The organism is Pantoea sp. 1B4, assembly GCF_016925765.1.
Taxonomy (GTDB): Bacteria; Pseudomonadota; Gammaproteobacteria; order Enterobacterales; family Enterobacteriaceae; genus Pantoea; species Pantoea agglomerans.
The window spans coordinates 1,400,319-1,416,419 of record NZ_JAEUWZ010000001.1; the positions used below are offsets into that span (position 1 = coordinate 1,400,319).

The 16,101-nt window shown below is 54.3% G+C and carries 16 protein-coding genes and 3 pseudogenes; 6 read left to right on the forward strand and 13 right to left on the reverse strand.

Annotated elements, in window-relative coordinates:
* Nucleotides 1-71: 71 nt before the first annotated feature.
* Nucleotides 72-311, forward strand: a complete 240-nt coding sequence (locus JNO11_RS06780) for a YceK/YidQ family lipoprotein (protein WP_033779799.1) — start codon at nt 72-74, stop codon at nt 309-311.
* Here the strand turns inward: JNO11_RS06780 and JNO11_RS06785 are convergent.
* The 3 genes from JNO11_RS06785 to JNO11_RS06795 form a co-directional block, all read right to left on the reverse strand.
* Nucleotides 302-703 (reverse strand): MysB family protein, encoded by a 402-nt coding sequence (locus JNO11_RS06785; protein ID WP_010246413.1) that lies wholly within the window; start codon nt 701-703, stop codon nt 302-304. The genes JNO11_RS06780 and JNO11_RS06785 overlap by 10 nt on opposite strands.
* 130 nt (nt 704-833) lie before the next feature.
* The gene (locus JNO11_RS06790; RefSeq protein ID WP_010669830.1) at nt 834-1,100 is read right to left on the reverse strand and encodes a hypothetical protein; all 267 of its coding nucleotides are present in this window, start codon (nt 1,098-1,100) and stop codon (nt 834-836) included.
* Between the two features lie 531 nt (nt 1,101-1,631).
* On the reverse strand, nt 1,632-2,555 hold the full coding sequence (locus JNO11_RS06795; protein ID WP_010246409.1) for a Kdo(2)-lipid IV(A) acyltransferase: 924 nt from the start codon (nt 2,553-2,555) through the stop codon (nt 1,632-1,634).
* A gap of 252 nt (nt 2,556-2,807) precedes the next feature.
* Between JNO11_RS06795 and JNO11_RS06800 the strand changes: the two are divergent.
* Nucleotides 2,808-3,858: pseudogene (locus JNO11_RS06800) on the forward strand (rhodanese-related sulfurtransferase).
* Nucleotides 3,859-3,897: 39 nt separating this feature from the next.
* On the opposite strand, the gene JNO11_RS06805 reads toward JNO11_RS06800, so the two are convergent.
* From JNO11_RS06805 to grxB, 9 genes and pseudogenes are all read right to left on the reverse strand, one after another.
* Complete coding sequence (locus tag JNO11_RS06805) at nt 3,898-4,473, reverse strand: YceI family protein (protein WP_010669831.1); 576 nt, start codon at nt 4,471-4,473, stop codon at nt 3,898-3,900.
* A gap of 1 nt (nt 4,474) precedes the next feature.
* On the reverse strand, nt 4,475-5,050 hold the full coding sequence (locus JNO11_RS06810; RefSeq protein ID WP_029519566.1) for a cytochrome b: 576 nt from the start codon (nt 5,048-5,050) through the stop codon (nt 4,475-4,477).
* Between the two features lie 295 nt (nt 5,051-5,345).
* Nucleotides 5,346-6,458, reverse strand: coding sequence for an N-methyl-L-tryptophan oxidase (solA, locus tag JNO11_RS06815; RefSeq protein WP_022625882.1), 1,113 nt, complete (start codon nt 6,456-6,458; stop codon nt 5,346-5,348).
* 94 nt (nt 6,459-6,552) lie between these two features.
* Nucleotides 6,553-6,807 (reverse strand): biofilm formation regulator BssS, encoded by a 255-nt coding sequence (gene bssS / locus JNO11_RS06820; protein ID WP_010246399.1) that lies wholly within the window; start codon nt 6,805-6,807, stop codon nt 6,553-6,555.
* Nucleotides 6,808-7,053: 246 nt separating this feature from the next.
* A complete protein-coding gene (locus tag JNO11_RS06825; protein WP_010246397.1) occupies nt 7,054-7,326 on the reverse strand; it encodes a hypothetical protein in 273 nt (90 codons plus the stop codon).
* Between the two features lie 166 nt (nt 7,327-7,492).
* Nucleotides 7,493-7,717, reverse strand: a complete 225-nt coding sequence (locus JNO11_RS06830) for a DinI-like family protein (protein WP_325177097.1) — start codon at nt 7,715-7,717, stop codon at nt 7,493-7,495.
* A 62-nt stretch (nt 7,718-7,779) separates the two neighbouring features.
* Nucleotides 7,780-8,824, reverse strand: a pseudogene (gene pyrC, locus JNO11_RS06835) (dihydroorotase).
* A gap of 684 nt (nt 8,825-9,508) precedes the next feature.
* Nucleotides 9,509-10,072 (reverse strand): lipoprotein, encoded by a 564-nt coding sequence (locus JNO11_RS06840; RefSeq protein WP_010246390.1) that lies wholly within the window; start codon nt 10,070-10,072, stop codon nt 9,509-9,511.
* A gap of 114 nt (nt 10,073-10,186) precedes the next feature.
* Nucleotides 10,187-10,834, reverse strand: a complete 648-nt coding sequence (grxB, locus tag JNO11_RS06845; RefSeq protein WP_033757257.1) for a glutaredoxin 2 — start codon at nt 10,832-10,834, stop codon at nt 10,187-10,189.
* Nucleotides 10,835-11,133: 299 nt separating this feature from the next.
* Between grxB and rimJ the strand changes: the two genes are divergently transcribed.
* The 4 genes and pseudogenes from rimJ to murJ all read left to right on the forward strand — a co-directional run bounded on the left by rimJ (nt 11,134) and on the right by murJ (nt 14,964).
* Entirely contained in the window at nt 11,134-11,724 is a 591-nt protein-coding gene (gene rimJ, locus JNO11_RS06850; protein ID WP_010246386.1) for a ribosomal protein S5-alanine N-acetyltransferase, read from the forward strand.
* A gap of 16 nt (nt 11,725-11,740) precedes the next feature.
* The gene (locus tag JNO11_RS06855) at nt 11,741-12,379 is read left to right on the forward strand and encodes a DUF480 domain-containing protein (protein ID WP_325177098.1); all 639 of its coding nucleotides are present in this window, start codon (nt 11,741-11,743) and stop codon (nt 12,377-12,379) included.
* A 1-nt stretch (nt 12,380) separates the two neighbouring features.
* Entirely contained in the window at nt 12,381-13,301 is a 921-nt protein-coding gene (locus tag JNO11_RS06860) for a Gfo/Idh/MocA family oxidoreductase (protein WP_245116717.1), read from the forward strand.
* Nucleotides 13,302-13,424: 123 nt separating this feature from the next.
* Nucleotides 13,425-14,964 (forward strand): annotated as a pseudogene (gene murJ / locus JNO11_RS06865) (murein biosynthesis integral membrane protein MurJ).
* Nucleotides 14,965-15,666: 702 nt separating this feature from the next.
* Here murJ and flgN read toward each other — a convergent pair.
* Nucleotides 15,667-16,098, reverse strand: a complete 432-nt coding sequence (gene flgN / locus JNO11_RS06870) for a flagellar export chaperone FlgN (RefSeq protein ID WP_325177099.1) — start codon at nt 16,096-16,098, stop codon at nt 15,667-15,669.
* Between the last annotated feature and the right edge of the window lie 3 nt (nt 16,099-16,101).

Sequence of the window (16,101 nt, forward strand, 5' to 3'; positions counted from 1 at the left end):
TTATTGCTGGCAGTCGCCGCGAGCAGCGCGTGACGATCTCAATGGCTGTTTCTTCATGGCGGATATGAGTGGTGAAAGGGTGCTTAAAGGCGGGTGTTATCGTCGTGGCTGTACTCTGCTTAAGCGGATGCGGCAGTATTATCAGCCGTACCATTCCCGGGCAGGGGCACGGTAATCAGTACTATCCCGGCGTACAGTGGGATGTTCGCGACAGCGGATGGCGGGTCCTGACGATCCTCGACCTGCCGCTGTCGCTGGTGGTTGATACCCTGTTGTTACCGGTGGATGCCAGCCACGGTCCTTACGAGTAACTGCGATCGGAATCGCTGTTATCATCTTCCCACTCTTGCGCGGCAGCTTCACCCTCTTCGGTGTCCAGCGGCGGCTCCAGCTGGAACTCGCCGTCATCCCACTCGTGCAGGGTATTTTCTGCTAACCACTCCTGACGTAGTTCAACTTCGTCAAAATCTGCATCAAAAATGGCCTGTGCCGCTTCACCGCTACGGTAAGGCAGACATTCGCCTGCTTCACCTTCTTCTGCCATGAATTCAGCCTGCCACATGATATCGCCATCCTGCATTACATACTTTTGCAGACCAAACTGGCTGATTGATGCATCCCCTTCCTCAAGCTCTGGGTGGTTAGCGAGGAACTCTTCACGTGCAGCATCGATGGCTTCCTCTAAGGTACTGTACATGCTCATCGCTCTTCTCCTTCACGGGTCTTTGACTATGGATTTATTTGATTTCAGTGAAGGATAGACGAAATCTGAAGGAGGGAAAGGTCAGGCCGGTGCAACTGGCGGGAAATAAGCCATTTCCCGCCAGTCAGGGTCAGATCATCTTTTGCGGGAAATGCAAAACCGGTTGAACGGACTCATGAATCACGGGGGCTGAGTAGCGGATACAACATTTTATGCATGGCTTAACTTTCTTAAAATTAATTCTGGCGATGGAGAGGGCCTGACTCAAGTTATATAACGTGCCGATAAATATGACCTCTTCTTTATCAGGCATACGCTTGCACCCTTTACGATGAAGAAAGTGATAATTTTCCTGATCGGTACCGATTGTAACGTAATAGTAGAGACCTTTGTTCATATTAACTGTCCCATTAGAGGTTTGCTGTGTTGTCTTTTTTTATAATTCTGGCCAGAGCCGTTAAAGGCCTGACGGTTACAAAAGAAACTACCGATAAGCATTAATGAGTTCAAATTCCATAATGATCTATCGGGGTGTTAAAAAAATGTAAAATGGAATATAAGCTAAATCAGCAAGGCAATCGCTTGTAAAATAAGTTAATTTTTATCGATTCATAAGCGGTGAGACACCGTTAAGACCGGCTAAATAGGATTAGGCCTGGCGTGCAGAATAATCAGCGCCATAACAGATTTAATAGCACTCGCTGCAATATTAATTAATAAATAGCGAAACAGGCTGAATGCCGCCTGCCGTCCTGTTAATTGATTAGCTTTTTTTAAATTTAAACAGAGAGAAATTATATTATGAATATAGGTGTTTATTAACTACTGGACCTGCGGTTTCGCTTACAGGCTGAGTCAGCCATGAGTGATTTATTTAGCAGGGGAGTAAAACGCGCTAAATGCCTGACAGACATTTAGCGCGAACAGATTAATAACGGGAGGGTTCGCCCTCGGGGCGCGTTTTAAAGCGGCGGTGGAGCCACATATACTGTTCAGGTGCCAGCAGCACACCCTCTTCAACAACCTGATTCATTCTGGTTGCGGTTGCGACATCACTTTCCAGCGTAAATTCGCCGCTGATGTCAGGCAGTATCATCAGTTCATAGCCACGACCCCCAGGCAGACGACGCGGTACGAAAGGGATGACAGCCGGTTTACCGGTGCGGATCAGCAGATGAGTGCCCACCGTTGTGGCTGCTTTTTCCACGCCAAAGAAGGGGACAAAGACGCTGCTGCGCGGGCCATAATCGTGGTCAGGCGCATACCAGATAATGTCACCCTGTTTCAGTGCGCGGATCATTCCTTTGAGATCTTTACGGTCGAGCATGCTTTTATTCGACCGCATCCGACCTTTGACCTGAAGCCAGTCGATCAGTTTGTTGTCATTCGGGCGATAGACGCCAATGCCAGGGTTATGGATACCAAACATGCGTGCACCAATCTCCAGCGTCAGAAAGTGCATGCCGATAAGCAGCACGCCGCGCTGGCTATCGCGCGCCTGCTGAATATGCTCCAGCCCTGAAGGCGTATGCCATTTATTGATGCGCCAGTCAGGCCAGAACCAGGCCATACCGGTCTCAATTAATCCCATGCCGACCGATTCGAAATTGTGTTTAACCATCGCTTCGCGTTCATTGACCGGCATATCCGGAAAACTTAATTCCAGATTACGCCGGGAAATACTGACGCGGTGTTTCATAAAACGCATCCCAATGCGGCCAATATTACAGCCGAGAACATAAAGCAGGGGATAAGGAAGTAGCACCAAAAGATAAAGAGAAGCGACACCCAGCCAGGTCAACCAATAGCGCGGGTGAAGCAGTTCTCGTGAAAACTGAGGCAACTGAGTCATGTGAAGGTTAATTTTCCTGCGTCGCGCACCATGCGGTGCTGATATCTCGTTGATTTACACTATTGTGCCAGTTTTTGACGTGCGCTTAAATATCACTATCGGAACGTGCCATCAATGAACAAAGGTTAATAGACCAATGTTGCTGGAAAAAACGGCAACAGGCGATCAATCTGGTCACTGGCCTTTGCATCCCGGTGAAATCAGGTATCATGTGCGCGCTAAATTTCTTCTATTGATAACAGGACGAACACCATGCCAGTGTTACATAACCTCGTTTCCAATAAAGAGCTGAAGGCGCGCATGCTGGCTGAAACCGAGCCGCGCACCACTGTCTCTTTTTTATAAATATTTCCAGATTGCCGATCCCAAAGCATTACGTGACGCGCTCTATCTTGGCCTGACGGCTCTAAAGGTCTTTGGTCGCGTCTATGTGGCTCACGAAGGCATCAATGCGCAGATCAGCGTGCCAGCCAGCCAGTATGAAAAGATGAAAGAATGGCTATATGGCTTTGATCCGGCGCTGAACAACCTGCGGATGAACATTGCGCTGGATGATGATGGTAAATCGTTCTGGGTGCTGCGTCTGAAAGTTCGCGATCGCATTGTCGCGGACGGTATTGAAGACGACAGTTTTGATGCCAGCGATGTGGGTCAGTATCTTAAAGCGGCGGACGTTAACGCCATGCTGGACGATCCTGACGCCCTGTTCGTGGATATGCGTAACCACTACGAATATGAAGTGGGTCGCTTTGATAATGCGCTGGAAGTGCCTGCTGACACCTTCCGCGATCAGTTGCCGATGGCGGTTGAGATGCTGCAGGATCAGAAAGACAAAAAGATCGTGATGTACTGCACCGGCGGGATCCGCTGTGAAAAGGCCAGCGCCTGGATGCGGCACAACGGCTTTGAGGATGTCTATCACATTGAGGGCGGTATCATCGAGTATGCCCGACGCGCCCGTGAGCAGGGATTACCGGTACGCTTCAAAGGCAAAAACTTTGTTTTTGATGAGCGGATGGGTGAGCGGATCTCTGACGATGTGTTGTCGAACTGTCATCAGTGCGGCGAACCCTGTGATACTCACGTTAATTGCGTCAATGACGGTTGTCATCTGCTGTTTATTCAGTGCAAAAGCTGCGCGGAGAAGTTTGAGAACTGCTGTAGCCCGATCTGCCAGGAAGAGGCGAAGCTCTCACCGGAAGAGCAGCGCGCGCGTCGGGCAGGACGTGAAAATGGCAACAAAATCTTTAACAAGTCGCGTGGCCTGTTAAACATGACCATTCCCTCGCCGCTGAAGAAATAAGCGTGGCCGCCTGAAGTCAGCTTCAGGCGGCTTGCTGTTTTACTGGCGTACACCCTCAACCGAGATCATCAGCTGAACCTTCTGCGAAGCTGGCCCCAGATCTTTGGTGATGTTGAAATCTTTCAGTGCAATTTCCCCTTCAGCCTCAAAGCCAGCGCGGTAGCCGCCCCACGGATCTTTACCTTCACCCAGCATTTTCGCCTCTAGAGTTACCGGTTTGGTCACGCCATTCAGTGTAAGATCGCCAGTAATCTTCAGCTCATCACCCTCTTTTTTCACCGCTGTGGATTTGAACGTGGCCTGCGGGTTTTTGCTGGTGTTCAGGAAGTCCGCACTGCGCAGGTGCTTGTCACGTTCAGCATGGTTAGTATCGATGCTGCTGGTGTTAATGGTGACGTCGACTTTATCTGCGGCAGGATTCTTCTCATCAAAGGTGAAGCGGCCATCAAAATCCTTAAAGGTGCCGTAAAGCCAGCTGTAACCCAGATGCTGGATACGGAACTGAATAAAGGCGTGCTGGCCCTCTTTATCAATTTTGTAGTCAGCGGCAGAGGCGGTGAGTGAGCCGAGCAGCAGACTGGCACCGGTCATCGCCAGCAGGGTCTTTTTAAACATATTATTTATCCTTTTCAGAGGGAGAAGTGAAACGCAAACCCGACATCCGTTTTAAGGTGATATCGCGATCGATAAAGTGATGTTTTACCGCAGCCAGACCATGCAGCAGTGACAGGACCACAACCGTCCAGGCCAGCCAGAGATGAATGTCGCCCGCAAGATCAGCCTGTTCCCCAGCACCGCTGAACAGCGCGGGCAGCGTGAACCAGCTGAATACTGAGATGGGTTTGCCATCGGCGGTGGAGATCAGATAGCCGCTGATCAGAATCGCCAGCAGCAGGGTATACAGTAACAGGTGGGCCACCACCGAACTGATGCGTACCAGCGGGGAATAACTGCTAAGCGGTTTTGGCGGCGGTGAAATAACGCGCCACAGCAGGCGAACGATCAGCGTCAGCAACAGGATCACGCCGATGCTTTTATGGATCTCAGGCGCGTCGTGATACCAGCTATCGTAATAGCCAAGGCCGACCATCCATAATCCCAGCGCAAACATGGCGTAAATTGCCAGCGCCATCGACCAGTGCAGCAGCACAGCAACCAGGCCAAACTGATGAGATGAATTACGTAATAACATAATGAGGTTTTCATGAAGTAATAATCTGAAATAAGCATCCACATTATGAAATATAAAAGCAATCATCCTTACGCTTCTATAACTTTAATTTTATATTGTGAAAAGGTTGAATAAACCAGGTGTGAAATGCGCAATATTACTGAATGAGTTATTTGTGAGGCGCTGGTCGTCAACTAAAAAGAGCCGGAATTAACCCAAAGGGCGAAATATATTCTGACTTTATGTCAATAATAGTCAATTTTCGTCAAAGTCTGTCAGTCGGGCGGCATCAGGCTGATACCACCCTTTATCAGAGTCAGAAACGTGAGAGGCGGAAGGGTGTCAGATCAAAAGAGAACGGTTTTTGCTGGGCAAATTCTGCAGCCAGTTCGCCCAATACGCTGGCGAATTTAAACCCATGTCCACTGAGCCCGGTGATTAACAAGCGGTCTGGTTCACCCGGCAGGGTATCAATTATAAAGTCTTCATCCGGGCTAAAATCGTAGCTGCAGGCTTCGCCATGCAGGCAGACACCGACGCCAGGTAAAAACTGACGCAGAAATCCAAAAGCTTCACTGCCATCGGCCGCCACCGCGCCAAAAGGCTTACGATCCTCAGGCTGCTGCATCAACTGACCGCCATCATGACGACCCACTTTCAGGGCGTTGTTATCCGCCGGGAAGCCATAAAACTGGCTGCCATCGCCCATTTCCACCGTAAAACCGGGAAACTTGTTGTTCTCACTGTAGCGGCCATCTGCCTGATACCAGGCGAACACCTTGCGGGTGGGCGCGACCGGCAGGTCAGGAACTAATTTGCCAACCCATGTGCCCGCACTGATCAACATTTTGCGGCCCCGATAGACGCCATCCAGGGTAGTGACCTGCTGCAGATCGCCATCGCGACCCAGCTCTGAAACCGGGCAGTTAAACAGCTGCGCGCAGCCCGCCTGTTCCGCCAGCTGGATCCAGCTGCGTACCGCCTGTTCACATTTCAGATAGCCGGACTGCGGCTCAAATACGCCCAGATAGCCCTCAGGCACATTGATTTGTGGCCAGCGCTTGCGCACGTCATCTGGCTGCATCACCTCAATATTGAGCTGCCAGCGGGTCGCGCTGTCGATGACGTTCTGAATAAACGGCGACTGATTCGGGGCGAGGTTAAGTACGCCGCTGCGATGCATGATGCGCTCACCGGCACGCTGTTCCAGCTCATCCCACAGCGTTTGCGCCCGCAGGACCAGGGGAACATAGCGTTCACCTTCACCATAGGCGTGACGAATCAGCCGGCTCTCGCCATGATGTGTGCCCTGATTATGGGGAGGATGGGCGCTGTCGATCATTAACACCGATAAACCCGCCTGGGTGGCATAGTAGCCTGCCGCCGCGCCCACGGAACCGCTGCCAACGACGATAAGATCATAAATCATGGTAACTACGCTCTAAGAGACAGATAATCAAAAGCATACCAGAAACAGAAACGAAAAAGGCACCCCTGAGGGCGCCTCTTTGATGCGGCAGAAATTAATGCTTTTTGAGGAGTCGTTCTATCTGCTCGGCTGATTCTATCTTGGCGATGCCTGCTTCGAGGATCGAGATAAATTGCCTTGCCACATCCGTTGTCAGCCAGTATGTCGGGCCAACATCCGCTTCTTCTTCTTTTTGATCCTGCGACGACAACGAGTGCAGGCGGATCATCATGGCGTCATAGCTGTCAACGGTACTGATATCCCAGCCCACCAGTGGGTGAGTCTGTATAACATCTTTTCTTCTGTCCATTATAACCTCCTTATTACTCGTTAAACGAAGTGCATGATGAGGTTCAATGCGGCTTTTTTATTCCAATAGCGAAACAATTATAACAGTAAACGAGGGTATCACTGTTTAAAAAATGCCGTGAGTCAGCTTCTCACAGAATATTTGCGTTTGAAAGGCGGGCGTAAAAAAATAAAATGCCTGACGGGCAGGCATTTTTATCAGCAGTCAAAAGACAGGCAAAAAGCGGGCTTAGCCGCGTGACCGGACTCAGAGAGCCGGCGTTTCTGGCACTACGCCGCCGCCGCGTTTTTGCAGTGTTTCTGCCAGACGGGCAAAGTGCTGCTGAAGCTGCTCATCATGGTTTTGATTTTGGGCTTCCAGCGACAGATTGTGTACCAGTAGCTGACTGGCACGATCGTCAAGACAGAAAATCAGACTGGAAAAGGCATTTTCCAGCACCGTTAAACGACGCTTCTGATCACCAATCAGTGCTAACAACTCACCAAAGGTCATCGCCTCTTCCGGTTTATCAGTAGTCATGGTGTCGCACCTCCTGTTATGCGTGACGAGCGCAAGGATAGGGCATTGATCATTAAGAGTCTAGATGCAGGACGGGGTAAGTGCGAGAGGGGAGAAAAGATAAAAAAACCGGGTGGCGACACCCGGAAAAAAGCACAGTGGCGGTTAATCAGTATTGAACCAGTCGTCAGCGCTTTCCCACGTCTGCTGCAGGATCTCGCTGATCTGGTCGCGCGTCTCTTTTTCCACCGCCCAGCACGCTGAGATTATTGGCACTGGCATAACGTACCTTGACGTGATTGGTCGAGTCAGGGAACTGTTCATCAATGCGGCGCGATAATTCATCGCTCAACGCTTCTATCGCACCAGCAGGAAGAGGTCGGGTATTTGATACGGTAATTTCAACGCGCATAACAGCCTCCGTTTAAGATACTGTATATATTTACAGTATCGACAGGCCGGAGGCAAGTAAAATTATGCGATGCGCCAGTTTAGTGTTTCACCCGCCAGGAACGGCACCAGTGAATGGCTGCCGAGCGCGATGGACTCTGGCACCTGCCAGGACTCACGCACCAGGGTAATCGTCCCTTCATTCAGCGGCAGGCCGTAAAAACGCGGGCCATTCTCCGAACAGAACGCTTCAAAATGTTCCAGCGCGTTCAGCTCTTCAAAAACGGTGGCGTAAGCGGGTAACGACACTGGCGCATTAAATACCCCCCGCGCAGCCGCAACTGGCCTCTTTGAGATGACGCAGATGCGGTGCTGTGTCGGTGCCGAGGAACACGCGCGGATGACCACTCGCCACTAATTTGCGCAATGCTTCCTGATGCACGTTGCGTTTAAGAATCGGCAGGCAATAGAGGTGCGGACGAATACCGCCCACCAGCATGTGATTGCGGTTAAACATCAAATGCTGCGGGGTAATGGTCGCGCCCAGCGTCTCATCGGCGGCGGCAACATATTCTGCGGCGTCCTGAGTGGTAATGTGCTCCATCACCACTTTCAGTGCCGGAAACTGGCTGCGCAGCGGCACCATAACCGTTTCGATAAATCGGGCTTCGCGGTCAAAAATGTCGACATGCGCATCGGTGACTTCGCCGTGGATCAGCAGAGGCATACCGAGCTTCTGCATCCGCTCCAGCACGCGGGCAATGGAGGCGATATCGGTAACGCCATGGCTGGAGTTCGTCGTAGCGTGCGCCGGATAGAGCTTAGCCGCGGTAAACAGACCGGAGGTGAAACCGCGCTCAAGCTCATCAGGATCAAGCGAGTCGGTCAGATAGCAGGTCATCAGCGGCGTAAAGGCGTGATCGGCGGGCAGCGCCGCCAGGATGCGATCGCGGTACGCTTCACCTGCTGCCACGCTGGTCACCGGTGGCACCAGGTTAGGCATCACAATGGCACGACCATTCACCGCGCTGGTATAGGGCAGGACCGTTTTGAGCATCTCATCGTCGCGCAGATGAATATGCCAGTCGTCAGGGCGACGCAGGGTAAGTTGCTGAGGTTGTGCTGTCATCAGTGAAGCTCCGGCAGAAGGGAAACAAAAGGCGTGTTTTGGCCGGGGTCTAAGCATAAGGATTCAGGCAACCGTTTGCACCTGCTTTTTATGCTGTCAAAGAAAATCCGCTGCCCAACAGGGTAATGCTGGTCAGTTAAGATTAGATTCGTAAAGGCTGTCACGGTCAAACGTGGCAGCTTTTTTCCGGGCGAGCGAGCCGCAGTGCGGGCCAGCGCACCGCTGCTGCTGCCGGGCCGTCCTCGCGCCGCTCACGCGGTACCTTCGGCTTTGACGTCGTACCGACGAACCGTTCGGGGATCGGCCCTCCCTGGCCGGCCCCGAACTGTCCACGCTTCCCGGCGTGGACTTCTGGCCCGCCGTCACGCCTCAGCGTTGCGGATAGCCCTTTCAGCAGCAGAGGCGCTCAGGCCTCTACTCTCGTGCCCTTTTTAACAATACGCACCAGAAGCTTCAGAGCAGGCCGGTGGCGATCAGGAGCAGGCAATCCGCAGCGCTGAACAGAATGAGTCTGCCAGGAGAGCCCGCAGGACGCGGGCGAAAGGCGGGGCGGCACAGGATGTGCCATCCCCGGCGGTCCGTCAGGCAGGCGAATGAAGAGAAGGAAACGCGCAGCGGCGCGAGGACCGCCAGCCCCTGAGCGGCACCAGACTGCGTTGTCACCTGTCGCTTAACTGACTGGCATTACTGCGTAAAGGGAATAACCAGTTCGCCAGGTTTCACTTCCAGTCCTTTGGCAAACTTCTTCGCCAGCGACTCGCCTTTGCTGCGGTCGGCGCTGAGCACGTAAGCCGGCTTTTGATCAAAGTAGTTTTTCAGCGACTGATTCAGATAAGGCGTCAGCGTTTTCATAATGGAGGCCATTTTTTCCGGAGCAACCTGCGCATCAACAATTTCCAGATCGCGCAGATAGATTGCACCCTGCTGCTGGTCATAGACCGGCTGAGCACGCATCTTCAGTTGCATATCGGCCTGCTGCGGACCAAACAGTGACGTCACATTGATTTTAGCATTGCCAGAGAGCGTCACTTTACCTGGCTCTTCACGGCCAATCTGACTGGTCAGATTGTTCAGGACGATGTGCGCATTAACCAGCCCGGAAACGCCAATATCTTTCTCATAGTTGTTGTGCTTCTGCAGCGCCTGGTTTACTTCCTGTTCGCTGATGGTGTATTGCGTCAGTTGATTACAGCCGCTCACCAGCAGCGCGATCAACAGGGCAGTCAGCCCGAAAAAAGCCTTTTTCATCGATCTTTATCCTGAATATCAGAGCCAATAAACAGGCCATAGCCTGCCTGAATGCGTAGCGGGTGTCATCAGGAAAGAGATGAGAAACGCCGCAGCGTCTCTCATCGGGAGGGGTTAGTGAGCTATTGAGGAGAGCAGATTCACCTGGGTCTGTTTGGCCATGTTATCGCGGTAGTCAGCGACCCGGCTCGGCCAGTCGATTCCGGCCACCAGCGTCAGAGAGCGCAGCAGCGGGAAGAGATTAAAATCATCTTCGGACAGCTCGCCATTCACCGCATTGGGCTGGGCGATTAATTTGTCCAGCTTGCGCAGATCGTCGCTGACGTTTTTAATCAGGCCGGCAGAATGACTTTTCAGCGTGTCGAAATCACCGATGCTCGCCTGCTTTTTGTTGCGGAAATAGTCACGCGCCTCCGGCGTCGCGAATTCGGCAAACGCCGCCTCTGCAATACGAGGCAGCAGCAGTTTATTGACATAGCTGTTCATGTGACGCAGCCAGTCGCCGATCGCCGGATTCAGCGCGCCGATGATCAGCGGTTCGCCATCCTGCTGATCGACATAGTGTACGATCTCCATACTTTCAGGCATCGCGCTGCCATCCTGCTTCTGCAGAATGGGCGCCATTTTCTGACCGATCAGTCGTTTCGGCGTCTCTTCATCGTCGTTGAGCATTACCACCAGCTCAACCGGTTTGTTTTTCAGGCCAAAAATCATTCGCGCTTTAACGCAGAAAGGGCAGTGGTCGTAGATATAGAGCTTCATCCTGATCTCCCGGGTTTTACAGGTTTAGTGTTTAACAGAGTGAATCAATTCATCCTGCTTTCGGGCTCGTAAAAAGTATGGAAGAGATTACTCCACAGGGCAAACCTGCCTGTCAGGCGCGCTGCAGGATCCGCTGGTGATGCCGCCTGCAGCAGGGGTTATCCGCGGTGCGACCCGAGCAAAATCAGCCTCTTTATCACTAAACCGCTGTAACGTTTTACCGCAGCCCAGGCGGCGGTTATAGTGAAAGCCGGGTAATGACGGCTCATCTCTATCAGCCATTGATTTCAGGAGTCAGGATGTTTGGCTATCGTTCTGCCGCGCCCAGGGTGCGATTAACCACCGATCGGCTGGTGGTCCGTCTGGTTCACGAGCGTGATGCCTGGCGAATGGCAGATTACTACGCGGAAAACCGCCTGTTTTTAAAACCGTGGGAGCCGGTGCGTGATGACAGCCACTGCTACCCTTCGGGCTGGCAGGCGCGGCTTGGGCTGATTTCCGACATGCATAAGCAGGGTTCGGCCTTCTATTTCATTTTAATGGACAGCGATGAAACCGAAGTGAGGGGAGTGGCGAACTTCAGCAACGTGTTACGCGGATCCTTTCATGCCTGTTATCTCGGCTATTCACTGGGTGAAAAGTGGCAGGGGCAGGGGTTCATGTTCGAAGCGTTGCAGGTGGCAATCCGCTATATGCAGCGCCAGCAGCATATTCACCGCATCATGGCTAACTACATGCCGCACAACCAGCGCAGCGGCGATCTGCTGGCGCGACTCGGTTTTGAGAAAGAGGGTTACGCGAAAGATTATCTGCTGATCGACGGACGCTGGCAGGATCACGTACTGACAGCCTTAACCCTGCGGGAATGGACGCCTGACCGGCGTGGATAATAATGAGGATGCGAGCATGAAGATGACTTTATCGGCGCAGGCGATGCGCGTGCTGGGCTGCCTGCTGGAGAAGCAGGTCACCACGCCGGAACAGTATCCGCTGTCGCTGAATGGCGTGGTGGTGGCCTGTAACCAGAAATCGAACCGCGAGCCGGTGATGGAGCTGAGCGAAAGTGAGGTACAGGATCAGCTCGATCAGCTGGAAAAACGGCATCTGATCACCGCCAGCAGCGCCGCCGGGCAGCGGGTCGTGAAATATGAGCAGCGTTTCTGCAACTCCGCGTTTGGCACGCTAAAGCTTAACAGCGCAGAAGTCGCTCTGCTGACGCTGCTGTTACTGCGCGGGCCCCAGACGCCAGGCGAACTGCGTACCCGCAGCGGCCGTCTGCACGAGTTCAGTGATGTCAGCGAAGTTGAGCAAACGCTGGAAGGATTGATGCAGCGCGACGACAGTGCTCAGGTGATCCGTCTGCCGCGTGAACCTGGCAGGCGCGAAAGTCGCTTTATGCATCTGCTGGGCGATGAGCCTGACCAGCCGCAGGCCGCAGACGCGTCAGAAGAGCAGGGCGATCTGGCGGCGCGCGTCGCAACGCTGGAACAGCAGGTTGCAGCGCTTCATGCACAACTCACCCAACTGCTGCAACCGGAGAGCTGAGATGACCTTACGTATTGGTGTGGTGGGATTAGGCGGTATCGCGCAGAAAGCCTGGCTGCCGGTGCTGTCGGCGGCGACGGACTGGACCCTGGCAGGGGCGTTTTCCCCGAACCAGGCCAAAGCCCGGCCGGTCTGTGATAGCTATCGCATGCCATATTTTGGTTCGCTGAATGAATTAGCCGCTGCCTGCGACGCGGTCTTTGTCCACAGCAGCACCGCCACGCACTATGAAGTGGTCAGGGCGCTGCTGCTGGCAGGAAAGGATGTCTGCGTCGATAAGCCGCTGGCTGAAACCCTGGAACAGGCTGAGGCGCTGGTGGCGCTGGCGGAAAAACGGCAGCTTAAGCTGATGGTGGCGTTTAACCGGCGGTTTGCCCCGCGCTATCAGCAGCTGCGGGCAGAGATGGCTAGCGCAACTTCTCTGCGGATTGAAAAGCACCGTAGCGACAGCGTCGGGCCACAGGATCTCCGCTTTACCCTGCTCGATGACTACCTGCATGTGGTGGATACCGCCCTCTGGCTGGGCGGGAAACCCTTTCGCCAGGTTCAGGGACGCATCGACACCAACGAACAGGGGCAGATGCTCTATGCTGAGCACCATTTCGCTGTTGAGGGCTTGTCGATTACCACCAGCATGCACCGGCGCGCAGGCAGTCAGCGCGAGCGGGTCAGCGCAGTGTGTGACGGTAAGTGCATCGACATCAGTGAAATGCGCGACTGGCAGGAAGAACGGCGTGACGGGCTGCTGATTACGCCACCGCCCGCCTGGCAGAGTCATCTGACTCAGCGCGGTTTCAGCGGTGCGGCTCGCCATTTCATCGACTGCGTACAAAATCAGACGAAGCCTGAAACCAGCGGTGAGCAGGCGCTGATGGCGCAGCGTGTGGTGGAAAAATTGTGGCGTGAGGCGACGCAGGAATAACGCCTTGTAACACTCCGTGCTGGTCATTTCCCTCCGTGGCAGTAGACTGTCGCCGGGCATCTTCTGGGTGCCCGCGCTAATTCTCCTTTTTTTGCCGATTCTTTTCAGGATGCGCCGTCAATTATGAATTTGTTGAAATCGCTGGCAGCGGTCAGTTCTATGACCCTGTTTTCCCGCGTACTGGGCTTTGCCCGTGATGCCATCGTGGCGCGGGTGTTTGGCGCCGGAATGGCGACCGATGCGTTCTTTGTTGCGTTTAAACTTCCCAATCTGCTGCGGCGTATTTTTGCTGAAGGCGCCTTTTCTCAGGCCTTCGTGCCCATTCTGGCTGAATATAAAAGCAAGCAGGGCGAAGAGGCGACGAAACTGTTCCTGGCTTACGTCTCGGGCCTGCTGACGCTGGCACTGGCGCTGGTTACGGTGGCGGGCATGATTGCTGCGCCCTGGGTCATCATGGTGACGGCCCCCGGCTTTGCCGACAGTCCCGATAAGTTTGCGCTCACCAGCTCGCTGCTGCGGGTGACCTTTCCCTACATTATGCTGATTTCGCTGGCGTCACTGGCGGGTGCGGTGCTGAACACCTGGAACCGCTTCTCGGTACCGGCCTTTGCACCGACCCTGCTGAACGTCAGCATGATTGGCTTTGCGCTGTTTGCCGCGCCGCACTTCCACCCACCGGTAATGGCGCTGGCCTGGGCCGTCGTGGCTGGTGGCGTGCTGCAGCTCGGCTATCAGCTGCCACACCTGAAGAAGCTCGGGATGCTGGTGCTGCCACGCCTGAATCTGCGTGATGCGGGCGTCTGGCGGGTCATGCGTCAGATGGGACCTGCCATTCTGGGCGTTTCTGTCAGTCAGATCTCGCTGATCATCAATACCATCTTCGCCTCGTTTCTGGTCTCAGGTTCGGTCTCCTGGATGTACTACGCGGACCGCCTGATGGAGTTCCCCCTCGGGTGTGCTGGGCGTGGCGCTGGGCACCATTCTGCTGCCGTCGCTGGCCAAAAGTTTTGCCAGCGGCAACCATGATGAATATTCCCGGCTGATGGACTGGGGTCTGCGCCTCTGTTTCCTGCTGGCGCTTCCCAGCGCGGTGGCGCTGGGCATGCTCTCCGGCCCGCTGACCGTGGCGCTGTTCCAGTACGGTAAATTCACTGCCTTTGATGCTCTGATGACGCAGCGCGCCCTGATCGCCTACTCCGTCGGACTGATGGGGCTGATCGTGGTCAAGGTGCTGGCTCCGGGCTTCTATTCCCGTCAGGACATCAAAACGCCGGTTAAAATCGCGATTATCACGCTGATCATGACGCAGGTAATGAACCTGGCGTTTATTGGTCCGCTGAAACACGCCGGTCTGTCACTGTCGATTGGGCTGGCAGCCTGTCTGAATGCGTCGCTGCTCTACTGGCAGCTGCGTAAGAAGAATATCTTTATGCCGCAGCCGGGCTGGAGCAGCTTCCTGATCCGCCTGTTGATAGCCGTAGTGGTGATGGCAGGCGCGCTGTTTGCCATGCTGCAGTGGATGCCAGCCTGGGAGCAGGGATCGATGCTGTGGCGGCTGCTGCGTCTGGCCGCGGTCTGTGGTGTGGGCGGCGGGGCCTACTTCCTGGCGCTGGGGCTGCTGGGCTTCCGGCTGCGCGACTACGCGCGTCGCACCGCTGTGTAAGGTTTGCCACAATGAGTAAACTTAACTCCCTGTGAAAATACAATATCAAAGCGAATCGTAACCGAGGGCCTAAATCACGCCATAAAAAATCCCGCATCAGGCTTAATGCCAGTCAGTTAAGCGACAGGTGATAACGCAGTCTGGTGCCGGGCAGGGGCTGGCGGTCCTCGCGCCGCTGCGCGGTTCCTTCACTTCATTCCTCTGCCTGACGGACCGCCGGGGATGGCACATCCTGTGCCGCCCCGCCTTTCGCCCGCGTCCTGCGGGCTCTCCTGGCAGACTCATTCTGTTCAGCGCTGCGGATTGCCTGCCCCTGCCCGGCACCAGCCTGCTCTGAAACTTCAGTGTGTATTGTTAAGAAGGGCACGAGAGTGGAGGCCTGAGCGCCTCTGCTGCTGAAAGGGCTATCCGCAGCGCTGAGGCGTGACGGCGGGCCAGAAGTCCACGCCGGGAAGCGTGGACAGTTCGGGGCCGGCCATGGAGGGCCGATCCCCGAACGGTTCGTCGGCACGACGTCAAAGCCGAAGGCACCGCGTGAGCGGCGCGAGGACGGCCCGGCAGCAGCAGAGGTGCGCTGGCCCGCACTGCGGCTCGCCCGCCCGGAAAAAAGGCTGCCACGTTTGACCGTGGCAGCCTTTACAAATCTAATCTTAACTGATCAGCATTACCCACCAGGCGGGATTTTTTTCGCTACTATCCGGTTCAGGCTTTGCGACTTAACGTCGTCTGGCCTTTACCCATCCCATCCGGGCCGTAAAAGGCCTGGGTCTGATGCGGCTTCAGCACGTCAAGCGCATCCTGGGTGTAGCGGATCTGGTGTTGCAGCAGCAGGCCGTTATGAACATTGGCATCCTGCAGACGACGGCTATGCTGCTGGATAGTGTCCCAGCGGCGCGCCATGTCGTTCTGACCACGATAAGGTGCCGATGTCGCCTGACTCTGTTCAGCGGTGCGGCGCATCTCATCCAGATAGTTCAGCGTATTGAGCAGCGCGCTTTTATCTTCGGTAATACGCTGCAACAGATTACTGTTAATGTTTCCGGCTGCCAGCTGCTGCTGCTCTTCTTCCAGCACGGCTGAGAGCGACGCCAGCACGTCCTGCATCTTATCTAAGGTGGTCTGCAAATTACTCATGGG

What these genes read in the sequence shown, in the direction of transcription:
- JNO11_RS06785 (WP_010246413.1), bottom strand. Translation starts at nt 703, where the DNA reads ATGAGCATGTACAGTACCTTAGAGGAAGCCATCGATGCTGCACGTGAA.
- JNO11_RS06790 (WP_010669830.1), bottom strand. Translation starts at nt 1,100, where the DNA reads ATGAACAAAGGTCTCTACTATTACGTTACAATCGGTACCGATCAGGAA.
- JNO11_RS06795 (WP_010246409.1), bottom strand. Translation starts at nt 2,555, where the DNA reads ATGACTCAGTTGCCTCAGTTTTCACGAGAACTGCTTCACCCGCGCTAT.
- JNO11_RS06805 (WP_010669831.1), bottom strand. Translation starts at nt 4,473, where the DNA reads ATGTTTAAAAAGACCCTGCTGGCGATGACCGGTGCCAGTCTGCTGCTC.
- JNO11_RS06810 (WP_029519566.1), bottom strand. Translation starts at nt 5,050, where the DNA reads ATGTTATTACGTAATTCATCTCATCAGTTTGGCCTGGTTGCTGTGCTG.
- solA (WP_022625882.1), bottom strand. Translation starts at nt 6,458, where the DNA reads ATGATTTATGATCTTATCGTCGTTGGCAGCGGTTCCGTGGGCGCGGCG.
- bssS (WP_010246399.1), bottom strand. Translation starts at nt 6,807, where the DNA reads ATGGACAGAAGAAAAGATGTTATACAGACTCACCCACTGGTGGGCTGG.
- JNO11_RS06825 (WP_010246397.1), bottom strand. Translation starts at nt 7,326, where the DNA reads ATGACTACTGATAAACCGGAAGAGGCGATGACCTTTGGTGAGTTGTTA.
- JNO11_RS06830 (WP_325177097.1), bottom strand. Translation starts at nt 7,717, where the DNA reads ATGCGCGTTGAAATTACCGTATCAAATACCCGACCTCTTCCTGCTGGT.
- JNO11_RS06840 (WP_010246390.1), bottom strand. Translation starts at nt 10,072, where the DNA reads ATGAAAAAGGCTTTTTTCGGGCTGACTGCCCTGTTGATCGCGCTGCTG.
- grxB (WP_033757257.1), bottom strand. Translation starts at nt 10,834, where the DNA reads ATGAAGCTCTATATCTACGACCACTGCCCTTTCTGCGTTAAAGCGCGA.
- rimJ (WP_010246386.1), top strand. Translation starts at nt 11,134, where the DNA reads ATGTTTGGCTATCGTTCTGCCGCGCCCAGGGTGCGATTAACCACCGAT.
- JNO11_RS06855 (WP_325177098.1), top strand. Translation starts at nt 11,741, where the DNA reads ATGAAGATGACTTTATCGGCGCAGGCGATGCGCGTGCTGGGCTGCCTG.
- JNO11_RS06860 (WP_245116717.1), top strand. Translation starts at nt 12,381, where the DNA reads ATGACCTTACGTATTGGTGTGGTGGGATTAGGCGGTATCGCGCAGAAA.
- flgN (WP_325177099.1), bottom strand. Translation starts at nt 16,098, where the DNA reads ATGAGTAATTTGCAGACCACCTTAGATAAGATGCAGGACGTGCTGGCG.